Annotated in this window: 16 protein-coding genes and 1 pseudogene; 11 read left to right on the plus strand and 6 right to left on the minus strand. The window is 60.5% G+C overall.

From position 1 onward, the window contains the following. Positions 1 to 65: 65 nt before the first annotated feature. The 5 genes from AC2FJC_RS12040 to AC2FJC_RS12060 form a co-directional block, all read right to left on the minus strand. Entirely contained in the window at positions 66 to 545 is a 480-nt protein-coding gene (locus tag AC2FJC_RS12040; RefSeq protein WP_496668427.1) for a hypothetical protein, read from the minus strand. Positions 546 to 764: 219 nt separating this feature from the next. Further along, positions 765 to 1853, minus strand: a complete 1089-nt coding sequence (hflC, locus tag AC2FJC_RS12045; protein ID WP_496739688.1) for a protease modulator HflC — start codon at positions 1851 to 1853, stop codon at positions 765 to 767. Further along, positions 1850 to 2917 (minus strand): FtsH protease activity modulator HflK, encoded by a 1068-nt coding sequence (gene hflK / locus AC2FJC_RS12050; RefSeq protein WP_496739689.1) that lies wholly within the window; start codon positions 2915 to 2917, stop codon positions 1850 to 1852. The genes hflC and hflK overlap by 4 nt, the downstream gene beginning before the upstream one ends. Before the next feature lie 107 nt (positions 2918 to 3024). Continuing rightward, positions 3025 to 3369: a hypothetical protein gene (locus AC2FJC_RS12055; RefSeq protein ID WP_073038017.1), complete on the minus strand. Its 345-nt coding sequence runs from the start codon at positions 3367 to 3369 to the stop codon at positions 3025 to 3027. Further along, on the minus strand, positions 3366 to 3674 hold the full coding sequence (locus AC2FJC_RS12060; protein ID WP_496739691.1) for a hypothetical protein: 309 nt from the start codon (positions 3672 to 3674) through the stop codon (positions 3366 to 3368). The genes AC2FJC_RS12055 and AC2FJC_RS12060 overlap by 4 nt, the downstream gene beginning before the upstream one ends. A 280-nt stretch (positions 3675 to 3954) precedes the next feature. Here AC2FJC_RS12060 and AC2FJC_RS12065 point away from each other — a divergent pair, with 280 nt between their 5' ends. The 3 genes from AC2FJC_RS12065 to AC2FJC_RS12075 all read left to right on the plus strand — a co-directional run bounded on the left by AC2FJC_RS12065 (position 3955) and on the right by AC2FJC_RS12075 (position 5193). Then, on the plus strand, positions 3955 to 4380 hold the full coding sequence (locus tag AC2FJC_RS12065; protein ID WP_496739692.1) for a hypothetical protein: 426 nt from the start codon (positions 3955 to 3957) through the stop codon (positions 4378 to 4380). Next, positions 4377 to 4790 (plus strand): hypothetical protein, encoded by a 414-nt coding sequence (locus AC2FJC_RS12070; RefSeq protein ID WP_235857928.1) that lies wholly within the window; start codon positions 4377 to 4379, stop codon positions 4788 to 4790. The genes AC2FJC_RS12065 and AC2FJC_RS12070 overlap by 4 nt, the downstream gene beginning before the upstream one ends. Before the next feature lie 214 nt (positions 4791 to 5004). Beyond that, positions 5005 to 5193 (plus strand): hypothetical protein, encoded by a 189-nt coding sequence (locus AC2FJC_RS12075; RefSeq protein WP_099275886.1) that lies wholly within the window; start codon positions 5005 to 5007, stop codon positions 5191 to 5193. Between the two features lie 55 nt (positions 5194 to 5248). Here the strand turns inward: AC2FJC_RS12075 and AC2FJC_RS12080 are convergent, their stop codons facing one another. Then, positions 5249 to 5983 (minus strand): Crp/Fnr family transcriptional regulator, encoded by a 735-nt coding sequence (locus tag AC2FJC_RS12080; protein WP_496739694.1) that lies wholly within the window; start codon positions 5981 to 5983, stop codon positions 5249 to 5251. 151 nt (positions 5984 to 6134) lie between these two features. Between AC2FJC_RS12080 and AC2FJC_RS12085 the strand changes: the two genes are divergently transcribed. From AC2FJC_RS12085 to AC2FJC_RS12120, 8 genes and pseudogenes are all read left to right on the plus strand, one after another. Continuing rightward, a complete protein-coding gene (locus AC2FJC_RS12085) occupies positions 6135 to 6371 on the plus strand; it encodes a hypothetical protein (protein WP_496739695.1) in 237 nt (78 codons plus the stop codon). Positions 6372 to 6504: 133 nt separating this feature from the next. Beyond that, positions 6505 to 6792: a co-chaperone GroES gene (locus tag AC2FJC_RS12090; RefSeq protein ID WP_496739696.1), complete on the plus strand. Its 288-nt coding sequence runs from the start codon at positions 6505 to 6507 to the stop codon at positions 6790 to 6792. 44 nt (positions 6793 to 6836) lie between these two features. Continuing rightward, positions 6837 to 8474, plus strand: a pseudogene (groL, locus tag AC2FJC_RS12095) (chaperonin GroEL). A 105-nt stretch (positions 8475 to 8579) separates the two neighbouring features. Then, positions 8580 to 8714: a hypothetical protein gene (locus AC2FJC_RS12100; RefSeq protein ID WP_496739697.1), complete on the plus strand. Its 135-nt coding sequence runs from the start codon at positions 8580 to 8582 to the stop codon at positions 8712 to 8714. Between the two features lie 270 nt (positions 8715 to 8984). Next, positions 8985 to 10295, plus strand: coding sequence for a Na+/H+ antiporter NhaA (gene nhaA, locus AC2FJC_RS12105; RefSeq protein ID WP_496739698.1), 1311 nt, complete (start codon positions 8985 to 8987; stop codon positions 10293 to 10295). Between the two features lie 395 nt (positions 10296 to 10690). Further along, positions 10691 to 10816: a hypothetical protein gene (locus AC2FJC_RS12110; RefSeq protein ID WP_268888901.1), complete on the plus strand. Its 126-nt coding sequence runs from the start codon at positions 10691 to 10693 to the stop codon at positions 10814 to 10816. Between the two features lie 16 nt (positions 10817 to 10832). Continuing rightward, positions 10833 to 11219: a DUF302 domain-containing protein gene (locus tag AC2FJC_RS12115; protein ID WP_496739699.1), complete on the plus strand. Its 387-nt coding sequence runs from the start codon at positions 10833 to 10835 to the stop codon at positions 11217 to 11219. 67 nt (positions 11220 to 11286) lie between these two features. After that, a complete protein-coding gene (locus tag AC2FJC_RS12120) occupies positions 11287 to 11904 on the plus strand; it encodes a TVP38/TMEM64 family protein (protein WP_496739772.1) in 618 nt (205 codons plus the stop codon). The last annotated feature ends 23 nt before the right edge of the window (positions 11905 to 11927 follow it).

The raw sequence follows: 11927 nt of genomic DNA on the forward strand, positions 1-11927 counted from the left end.
CATTCCTTCGTTCTCGGCCACCTTGATTGCGAATTCTTCCGGGAGTGTCGGGTGGGTGCAACCGGTCATCGGGGCGACAATTTGTGCAGGGCCGCAGCGGCAAGAGCATGTTCCTTCTGGTGGTAGTCGCCGCGGAACTTGCCATCGACCCGCACCTCCCAGATGCCGTTTCTTTCGCGTACCTGAACTCCACCGCGCTGTGCTGGCCGGTCCATGAAAGCCCCCTTTTCTCCTCTGCTTTTCGGTTGCTCGGGTTGCTTGTCGTTCATCTCCGGCTCCTTCGCGTTGGGCGCGCGCTCCTCTCCGAGAAGCATCACGGCGCGAACGAATTCTTCCGCATAATCATCGGTTTCGCGATAATCGTGTTCGTGCGGCGCCATGCGCATCGGTTCCACGAACCGTTCTCGCAGATGGTCGACGAAACGCGGCTCGGTACGGGCCATGAAGGCGATCAGGGTCTGCAGGATCCGTTCATGGGCCAGCACGCGCCGTTCAAGATCGGTCGTCTCTGCGGCCGCCCTGGTAAGATGTTTCACTGATGTCATAGCGTATTGTCCTCCTCGCTGCGCGGTTCGACGCTGGATGTCGTGTGTTCGAGCGAGGCAGGCAGTCCTTCGCCTCGTCGCGATCCAACTCTTGCCATACACCTACCAGCCAAGCGCAAATCGTGTGCTGACGCAGATTAGGGGCACGGAAATTAAGAGGGTATGTCTCGCTTGGAAGCGGAAAAAAGCCTGAGCAATCCACGTGCCATGACCAAGAAACTATTGCCCCAGCTCGACATCTGTGCGTGTCACGATTGGCGTCGAGGGGTCTTGCGCTGGTCGGGCCCTGCCGGTTGATGCCACGCCACCGTCGTCCGGGACGCTGCCCGGATCGCGGACGGGGTCTGCCTCGCCCTGCATGCCGCGCAGGAACTGGAACAGATCGCTGTCCGTCGTCAGGACTAGCGTCGTGTCGTCGGAGATCATGTCGCCGTAGGCCTGCATGGTTCGTGTGAAATCGTAGAATTCGACCGAAACGGCATCGACATTGTAGGCGCCCGCATAGATTGCTGCTGCGGCGGCATCGGCGGCACCGCGGATTTCCTCGACAGCGCGATAGGCTTCGGACTGGATCTTGTTCAGATCCCGCACCCTGTTGCCTTGAATACGGGCCGCTTCACCGTTGCCTTCGGACAGGAATCTTTCGGCGATCTGCCGGCGTTCCGAGATCATGCGGTCATAGATCTTGGGTCGCACGCTCTCATTGTAGTTTATGCGCTTGAAACGAATGTCGAGAAGCTCAATCCCGAAGACGCGCACCTTCTCCGCCGCCGCCTCGAAGATCTGCTGCTCGACCAGCGCCCGCCCCTTCGTGATGGGAACCAGTGCGCCAATGTCCTGCGCAAGCTCCTGATCAGTCAGAAGCGTGTCCCGAAGCGGCGTTCGGCCCCTGGTCGTGCGCACAATCTCGATGAGTTCGTGCTTGGCGACGGCGTTTCGGGTCTCGCTGCCGAGGATATCGTCGAGGCGCGATTGGGCGCTGCGCTCGTCGCGCAGGCGCAGGAAGTATTGCAACGGATCGGTGATCTTCCAGCGCGCGAAGAGATCGACCGAGATATAGAGCTTGTCCTTGGTGGGCATGTCCGACGGCGAGCCGTCCCACTCCAGAACCCGGCTGTCGATCCGGTTAACCTCCTGAACGAAGGGGAGTTTTATCTTAAGACCGGCCTCGGTGATCGGCGCGCCGACCGGTTTGCCGAACTGGGTGATGATGGCTTGCTCCACCTCCCCGACCGTGTAGATCGCGGATGATGCAGCGGCGATCCCGGCGACGGCGATCCCGACGGTAATGGTCGAAATGGTCTTCATGGTTGCTCTCCTGTCTGTCGATCCAGGTTCAAAAGCGGCAGGATGCTTGCCGTGGACCCGTCGACAATGATCTTGGAGCCAATTCCCGGCAGAACATCCTGCAGGGTTTCGATGTAGATCCGGCGCCGGGTCACTTCGGGCGCCAGACGGTATTCCGTCAGGAGCGCCGTGAACCGGGCCGCATCGCCCTCGGCTTCGTTGATCCGCCTCAAGCGATAGCCATCGGCTTCGCGGATGCGCTGGTCTTTTTCGCCTTCAGCCAGAGGTATGACGCGGTTGTATTCGCGGCGGGCCTCGTTGATGATCCGCTCCTTCTCTTGTTGCGCCTGGTTGACCTCGTTGAACGAGGCTTGAACCGGCTGGGGCGGATTGATGTTCTTCAACTGCACCTGGTCGATGCTGATGCCCATCGCGTATTTGGTCGCGAGCGATTGCATCTTCAGCAGGGCTTCGCTTTCGATTTCCTGGCGCCCGACGGTGATCACCTCGTCGACTGTGCGGTCTCCCACAACTTCGCGCATGACGGACTCCGAGACGTAACGCAGGGTCGCGCTCGGCTCACGCACCTCGAACAGAAATTTCCGAGGTTCGGAAATCCGGTACTGCACCACCCACTCCACGAGCGCGGCGTTTAGATCGCCAGTCACCATCTCGGTCTCGCGGCGACCGTCCGTCGGGCTCTGATAGGGATCAGAGGTACCAGGAGTCGTGAACCCGAACTCTTGTTTCAACTGGCGCTTGACCGGGACCAACGTGGTCACGTCGATCCCGAACGGGATCTTGAAGTGCAGCCCCGGAGGGACCTCGGCCGCGTACTTCCCGAACCGTTGGACTATCGCAACAGAGTCGCTCGGCACCGTGTAATATGAAGACCACGTTCCAAACGCCGCAAGTGCAATGGCAGCCCCGATTACAAGACGCTTCACCGGTGGCAGACCGTCTGGCAGGATGCCATTCAGCTGATCCCGGCCCAGCCTGAGAATTGCGTCAACCTCAGGGGGAACGCGGGTCTGCTTGTTTTTCCAAGGTCCGCGATCTTCCGGTCCATTGTTATCAGAAGGCATCGCAAGCTCCTATTTCGGTTTTGGCACTCGGTGCGATGCCTGGCTCGCGCGTTTGACGGTGCGAACCGTTTTGCGCCATCACATCGTCGGCTCTGAACAGCATGACCTCAGAGTTCCAGTTCCTTCAGGCAGGCTTGCGCAATGTCTCGGTCTGGGGCATCGGTTCCTGGCATCGTCGCCCAGCCGGCTGTCATGAGAGCGTCGCGCCTCTGGTAGGTTGAGGCTGCACGGATCGTTGCAAGCTTGTCCACCCGAGCCGGGTCTGACCGCGCCATGTCGAGGCAGACCGGTACCATTGAGGCGACGACATCATTACGGGACATCGCCACCGCCCGGTCATTCGAAGTGCCGCCGGTCACCCAGCCACCCCATGTAAATCCGACGACGCCGACAAAGACAGCACCGATCACGGCACCATAGATGCCGGGTTTGAGCCATTCGGGAGTATTCATTTCAAGTCCTCCTGCAGAGAAGGCGCCGCCTCGCCGTGATTGTTCTTCTCAGTCGCGGCCCGATCCCGGCTCAGCGCCTCTTTCACGTCGCTGTCGGAAATCGCCCGTAACTCGGTACGTCCCGCATGACCGCCCCTTCCGCGCACCGTCAGGTAGGTCGCCGTCCATCTATAGGCCTCGAAGCTTAGCCCCTGGAGAAGCTCTTCTTCGACGAGAACCTCATAGTCGCCCGCGGGCAAATCGCCCGGGAATCCCGGCAAGGTGAACGGGTTTGAAAACGTCACCGTCGATCTGGTCGACCGCATGTTCATCTCTGGTCTCCGCGATGTTGGCAGATCCGTCGCTCACCACTGTTGACGGCCCCTTGGAGTCCGGGACGGACCAGTCGAACGATTTAGTATCTTGTACCTCGGGATCGTCCGACTGGTGCTGACGCATGTTAGTCCCGGGCACCGAACCGGCTGCGACCCCGTCCTTTGGGCAGTCGCCCACACTGACCTGTGTAAGGGCGGCGAGACCGACCTGCGCGTATCCTTTGGGAAACAGGGGCGATCTGCGTTCCTGCAACCCTTGAAAGGATTGACGATGGCCGACCTCAATGTTCTCAACCCGCACCCGCCCGAGTTTGATCGGTTTCTCCATGCTACCGTCGGCGAGGACCGGAACGGCTATGCCGTGACTGTGCTCTCCACGCTCGCGCGGCTCGGTCTCGATCCATGGAACGAAACCGCTGAACTGGTCACGCTAGGACACGACGGCGCGCGCGCGCGGTTGGGAACGCTGCTTGCCCGGTTTCAGGATGTTCCCTCGCTCGCAAGCGATCATGGCAGGGTCGCACGAGACTTGAGCCAGCTGCTTCCTGAAGGCCGGACGTCAGGTGCCCTGCAGCGCACTGCCTCGACGGTGGCCGATGGCCGCCCGGGAACAAGCGGAGCGATCTGGGCGGTGCTCGCGATCATCTTTGTGCTGTTTCAGATGTTCATGGTTGGCGGGTCGGGGTCAGGCGAATGACCGTATCAACCGCGACCGCGAGGAGACCGGCCCATGCGGCACACAAGTCCGGTACGCTTTCTCCACACGAACAGGGCAAACTCTGGGACATGGAGGAACAGTTCTGGACCAGCGGCGCCGACAGTGCGCAGGCGACCACAGCAACCAACGCAGTTATGGTCTTCCCCTATCCGCCCGGCATCCTCCAGGGCGACCAGATCTGGCCCCATCTTCGCGAAAGGACCGGCTGGCGTTCCGTCGTCATGGCCGAACGGCGCGTGACGCGATGCGGTGACATCGCGATCCTCACTTACCGGGTCTCGGCTGAAAAAACCGACGTGCCGATCTACAAAGCGCTTTGCGCCTCAACGTACCTCAACGATGAGGACACCTGGCTGAGGATTTCCCACCAGCAAACTGTGGTGATTTAAGAACCGCAGAGGCAATCGACCTGCCGCGGGCGCCGGGACTAACCTGCGTCAGTGCGGCGAGGCCCTGGCACGGTTAGATGAGACGTGCCCGCCGAATATTTGGTGGCGCATCTTTTTCCGAGTACCCGAGAAGCGTGTGGGCGTGCCGATCCCCAAAGGGTCGGCATGTCGGCGCGCTTCTTATTCTCGGAACGTCCAGGAAAGGACAATTCCAATGACTCCCGAACAGAACAAGACTGCCGAGAAGATGACCTCCGTGAAAGCCGCGTGGGACAAGGCGCCCGCTGGTCCGAAGAAGGACGCGGCGCTCAGGCACTACGAGGCAGCCGAGAAGGCGAACACGGCGAAGAACGAGGCCGAGACCAACAAGGAACTCGATGCGGCGAGCGAGAAGCTCTCGTGACATCCGACACCTGATGCAAACCTTGGCCGCCCCTCGCTTTGCGGAGGGCGGTTTCTCATTTCAGAAGCGGTCCGACTTGATCAAGATAAGCTGGATCGAACTCGGCAAGTTCAACCAATCCACTGTGGTCGTGAAACGTCACATGCCCGTCCCGAAAGGTCACCAGCCCGCTTTCACGGAGTTGCCGCAGGACGCGGTTCACGTGAATCGCGCTAAGCCCCAGCGCATCTGCCAAGTGATACTGGGTCAGCGGGCAATCATACCCATCCTCAGTCCCCATGCCCACCAGCGCCAGCCGTGACCCGAGCTCCAGCAGGAAATGCGCCATGCGGGCGTCCGCATCACGCCGACCAATGCCGACGAGATGTTCAACCACCATCGCCTCATCCCTTGACGCCGCCCAGAGTATGGCGGTCGCCAAGCGAGGGGTCTGCGCGAACGCATTAAGAAGGTCGCTCTTCAAGACTTCCGCAGCCTCGATGTCGACGATGGGTTCGAAGCTGTGGTCCGACGTGCGCAACAGGACGCTGCGCAATCCCAGAAAATCCCCTGGCACCTGGAAATCCACGATCTGCCGGGTCCCGTCGGCCTGCAGTTTGTAGGAACAGACCCAACCCGCGGACAGAATATACGCGGCCTGAGCCGACTGGCCCTGATGCACCATATCACGCCCTGCAACGAAGGAGCGGCGACGCTGATGCAGGCGTTCAAGCACGGCCAGCTCGACCTCCGACAGGGCGACGAAGGCCGAGAGCTTGCGGGTAAGGGGGCTGTGTTCAACTGATGTCATGTGGGCCTCCCGGCGTGTCGTGACCCAAGAGCAGAATTCGGCTCGGGCACTGCTCTGGATCAGTCCAGCATAGAGCACTTCCTGCGAGATGTACGGATGCATCTGAATCTCGCCTTCTCTCAGGTTCAAGATGCCAAGGAAGGAAACTCAGATGTCCACCGCAAGCGAACATGCAGGCCAGGCCGCCCTATCGATCTGCGAGGCGCTCCTGCTTGCCATGAACGATCGCGGGTTGCTGCCGGAGCATGAGATCGTGGGGGTTCTTCGCGACGCCGCGGCTACCCATGAGAACGCCGTCGGCGCCGACCTCGAAATGGAAAATCATCAGGCCGTCGCCGAATTGATCAACGCGATCATCGCTGGCGGAAACTCGGTTCGACGCTCGTGAAACGCTATGGCCGCGGTGTCGATCCGTATTCTCGACGCAGAAACTCAACAGGATGCAGCCGCCTTGCGCGCATTTCGGCCGAGCATTCGACCAGAGCAGGCCCACCAACGAAACCTCGACAAGGAGCACGTCGATGTCATTCACTCCACTCCACGACCGGGTTCTTGTTCGTCGCATTGAAGGCGATGAGACGACCAAGGGAGGTCTCATCCTTCCCGACACCGCCAAGGAGAAACCTCAAGAAGGCGAAGTCGTCTCCGTTGGTGCCGGCGGAAGACGCGAGGACGGCGAGCGCATCCCGATGGACGTGAAATCCGGAGACAAGATCCTGTTTGGAAAATGGTCCGGATCAGAGATCAAACGCGATGGTGAAGACCTTATGATCATGAAGAAGAGCGATATTCTCGGCGTGATCGCATGAGTCCATAATCCCTCATTGCACCCTCAGTCCAAGGAACCCAAGAAATGTCCGCTAAAGAAGTTCGGTTTAGTACCGACGCCCGCGACCGCATGCTGAAAGGCATCAACACTCTGGCCAACGCCGTGAAGATCACCCTTGGACCCAAGGGCCGGAACGTCATTCTCGATAAATCCTGGGGTGCGCCACGCATCACCAAGGATGGTGTGACCGTTGCCAAGGAAATCGAGCTGTCGGATCATTTCGAGAATATGGGAGCGCAGATGGTCAAGGAAGTCGCGCAGCGCACCAATGACGAGGCTGGCGACGGCACCTCGACCGCCACCGTGCTCGCCCATGCGATTGTCCGGGAGGGCATGAAGTCGGTCGCGGCCGGCATGAACCCGATGGATCTCAAGCGCGGGATCGACAAGGCCGTTGCCGCGGTTGTCGCCGAGATCAAGACAATGTCCCGACCGGTCGGCGACAGCGACGAGATCGCGAAGGTCGGCTCCATTTCGGCAAACGGAGAGGTCGCGATCGGCCGCCAGATCGCCGATGCGATGGCCAAGGTCGGAAATGAAGGCGTGATCACCGTCGAGGAGAACAAGGGGCTGGAGACCGAGACTAAAGTGGTCGAGGGCATGCAGTTCGACCGCGGCTATCTGAGCCCCTATTTCATCACGAACGCGCAGAAGATGGTCGTCGAGCTGGATGACTGAGTCATCCTGCTTCACAAAAAGAAACTGACCACCCTCGCATCCATGGTGCCTCTGCTCGAGGCGGTGATGGAGGCCGAAAAGCAACTTCTGATCGTGGCCGAGGACATCGAGGGCGACGCGCTGGCGATGCTGGTCGTCAACAAGCTGCGCGGCGGCTTGAAGGTGGCGGCCGTCAAGGCGCCCGGCTTCGGGGATCGCCGCAATGCGATGATGGAAGACCTCGCCGTGCTGACGGGCGGTCAGGTGATTTCCGTGGATATGGGCACCAAGCTGGAGAATGTCACCATGGACATGCTCGGCACGGCGAAGAAGGTCGCAATCACCAAGGATCACACGACGATCATCGACGGTGCCGGCGAGAAGGACGCGATCGCGGCGCGCGTCACCCAGATACAGGCACAGATCGAGGACACCACCTCGGACTACGACAAGGAGAAACTGCAGGAAAGTCTGGCCAAGCTTGCCGGCGGCATTGCCGTGATCCGGGTCGGAGGGGCAACCGAGATCGAGGTGAAGGAGCGCAAGGACCGCGTCGACGACGCGGTGAACGCCACCCGCGCCGCGGTTCAGGAAGGCGTCGTGCCCGGTGGCGGCGTGGCCCTCGTTCATGCCAGCAAGGTGCTGGCTGCGCTGAAGGGTGAGAACAGCGATCAGGATGCCGGGATCAAGATCGTCCGGCGCGCTATCCAGGCACCGCTGCGCCAGATTGCCGGAAATGCCGGGGTCGACGGATCGGTTGTCGTTGGCAAGGTCATCGAGAATGACAGCCGGAGCTTCGGTTTCGACGCGCAAGCCGAAGAATACGGCGACATGCTGAAGGCCGGCGTCATCGATCCGACGAAAGTCGTCCGGATCGCACTGGAAAACGCCGCGTCTATTGCCGGGCTATTGATCACGACCGAGGCGATGGTCGCGCAAAAGCCCGAAAAGGGCGGCGCCGGTAACGAAATGCCCGATATGGGTGGAATGGGCGGAATGATGTGAATGGGCGGGGCCTGTGCGCAGGAGCCTCGGGACGAGAAATCACATTCCCGATGGACATGAACACCGATCTAGTCAGCACAATAATTCACAATAGGAGAAACGGAAATGACCAAAGGCAACAAGCAACGCGGCAACCGCGAAGCGAAAAAGCCTAAGCAGGTGAAGGAAAAGGTCGTTGCAACAGCCGACTTCACGAAGGGCAAAACCTTGACCAATCTAGGCGAGCACAAGAAGAAATAGGTAGAGGGCCAAGTGATTGGCTATCACTGAATACGGAGCCTGATGGCGGCGGGACACGACGCGCATAACACTTTGGCAGAGCTTCCGCTGCGCAAGGCTGCACCTATGAGACGAGAAGCACTGGAGATTTCTTTCATTCGCGGAGGCCCGGACGCTTGCCGCCTGAGCCGTACGCGACGCGGCTGAGGCGCCGGCAACTGCTTCTCGCGGTCAACGCATCCGCTTTGCGATGACAAAGACTCTGTCGCCCCCAAAAGGTATGCTTCTCCCGTGATCGATACTCATCAAGGCCTGCCCCACGAGGCCGCCGACAGTATAACGAAACCATTCGCACGCTTCCTGAAGATCGAAGCGGCAGCTGGTGGACTCCTGCTCCTGGCTGTTCTGCTGGCTTTGGGGCTGGCCAACTCACCGTGGCAAGAAGGCTTTCTTCGTTTCTGGGAGACCCCCATCGGCCTCACATTCGGCTCGTTGGATTTCACCCGCTCTCTGCGGCACTGGATCAACGACGGTCTGATGACCCTTTTCTTCTTCGTGCTTTCTCTGGAACTCAAGCGCGAGTTGGTGCTGGGCGAATTGCGGAACCCTCGACAGGCCGCCCTGCCGTTCGCAGGCGCCTTGGGTGGCATGGTCGTGCCGGTCTCTCTGTATCTTGCGCTGATGTCCGGCCAGCCCGGCATACATGGCTGGGGAACCGTGATGGCAACCGATACGGCCTTCGTGATCGGGTGCCTGGCGCTCTTCGGAAGCCGGATCCCGCCCACCTTGCGATTGTTCCTGCTGTCTCTGGCCATCTTTGACGACGTCGGTGCTATCCTCGTGGTCGCCTTCGGTTACGGTGAGGCGTTGAACTGGTCGGCTCTCGGATTGGGCTTTCTGGGGATTGGTATCGTCGCAGGCGCGTCGCGCCTCGGGATCAGAAGCGTACCGGTATATTTCCTTCTGGGGGCGGCAGTCTGGTTATGCTTCGACGCTTCCGGCGTCCACGCGACTATTGCAGGCGTCATTCTGGGCCTGATGACGCCAACGCGCATATGGGTGAGCGATGCCCGCCTGCGTGAGATCCTTGGGCGCGTACTCGCCGTTCCGACCGGCGAACGTCGACAAGGAGATGCCGCAAGCCACCGCGACCTGCGTCAAGCCGGCAGAGCGGTCACTGAGTCGCTCTCACCAGTCGAACGGCTCGAGATGATGCTGCACCCCTGGGTCGGCTTTGCAATCATGCCGATCTTCGCACTGGCAAATGCCGGCATCACGATTCAGGGTGCCGATTTCGTACAACCGGTCTCGCTGGCGATCATTGTCGGCCTCGTGTTGGGAAAACCGATCGGCGTCCTCGGGTTCAGCTGGTTTGCCGTACGATCCGGCCTGGCGCAACTCGCGCCGGGCTTGTCGTGGCCCTTCATTCTGGCCGGCTCTTTTCTGACGGGGATCGGTTTCACGATGTCGTTGTTCATCGCAGGCCTCGCATTCGACAGTTCCGTCCTGAATGCGGCAAAGTTGGGTATTCTCGGCGGATCAGCGCTCTCGGCGATACTCGGCATCTCGCTTCTGATTTGGCTCACATTGCGAATGAGGTGACGAAAATACTTAGCCGATGCGCTGCGCGACCTCGTTCATGTACCCTTACTGTCCATCGTCGATGTCGAAGCCGATCAGTTCTGAGATGCTTTGCTGCCCAAAGTTGCTGCAACAGCCGACGACGCAGCGCAACGTGCAGCAACTGCCCGTAAGGGAGGGAACACGAATTGGAACGACACGGGAACCGGTATGGGCCTTGGCTGGCTCTGCGCTCTACTGATCCTCGTACTGGTGATCTTGGCCATAGAGGCACCGATCAAACTTCTTCGACAATTGGCGGAAGCCGGAAAGGGCGCCCCGCCGTCCAGACACCGATCCTATGCTATACTGCGCATGCAGTAGTGAGGCCTGTTTATTGGGCGCCCCTTAGGGGTGCAACCTAGGAGGACGAGAAGATGAATTGGAACGACATGGGCTTCGGAATGGGTTTCGGAATGGGGTTTGGCTGGCTGTTCGGCCTGTTGATCCTTGTGCTGGTGGTTTTGGCCATAGCGGCGCTGATCAAATATCTTCGGAAATAGGAAAAAGGACTTCGCAATGACCTACACGATCAATCGCGTGATCTCCGGCGCAGGTATCGACGACATTGACTCTCGCGCGCGCAAGGCGCTGGCGGATCAGGGTTTCGGCGTTCTGACCGAAATCGACGTCAAGGCGACGATGAAGAAGAAGCTCGATGTCGAGATGCCGGCCTATCGCATCCTCGGCGCCTGCAATCCGAAGATGGCGCATCACGCCATCGGGATCGAGCCGCGTGTGGGTGCGATGCTGCCGTGCAACGTCATCCTGCGCGAGGTCGAAGATGGCGTCGAGGTCAGCGCCATCGACCCGGTCGCGTCGATGCAGGCGATCGAGAACCGCGAGCTCACGGCTGTTGCGGGCCAGGTCCGAGACCTTCTCGCGAAGGCCGTAGCTTCGATCTGAGGTGGGGTTGCGCGCAATCATCCTCGTGGTGATGGCGATCCTCGGGATCGCCGTGCTCGGTGCCTGACTGTTCGCGCCTTCTGCTTTCGACCAGGCACGCGGCCTGATGGACGGCGAGCGTCTGGAAATGCTGGTGGCGCGCGCCGGGATCTGGGGGCCGGTCCTCATCGTCACGCTTATGACCCTCGCGGTTGTAGCCAGTCCGATCCCGAGCGCGCCGATCGCGTTGGCCGCCGGTGCGGCCTACGGGCATGTTTGGGGAACGGTTCTGGTCGTGATCGGCGCGGAACTCGGAGCACTGATCGCGTTCGGCCTCGCACGGATTCTGGGGCATGATATCCTGCGGCGGGTCTTTGGTGACCGCGTAGATGCCGGGCTGCTCGGCTCGCAGACCGCGTTGACGGCGACGGTTTTCGCCAGCCGCCTGATGCCCTTCGTGTCCTTCGACATGATCAGCTACGCTGCGGGGCTCAGCCGCCTGCACGCCTGGCGGTTCGCCCTCGCGACGCTGGCCGGCATCATTCCGGCAAGCTTCCTGCTCGCCCATTTCGGGGGTGAGGCGGTCAGCGGAGACTTTGGGCGAGCGACCTGGGCAGTGCTCGGTCTCGGCCTCGTGACGGGCTTACCGCTGCTCTGGGTGGCGATGCGGAGAAAGCCTGAAGAGAGCGTTCGCGACCAAGATTGAATAGGGCTTGACCTTCCAACCGC

The organism is Ruegeria sp. CDSB117 (genome assembly GCF_059611005.1).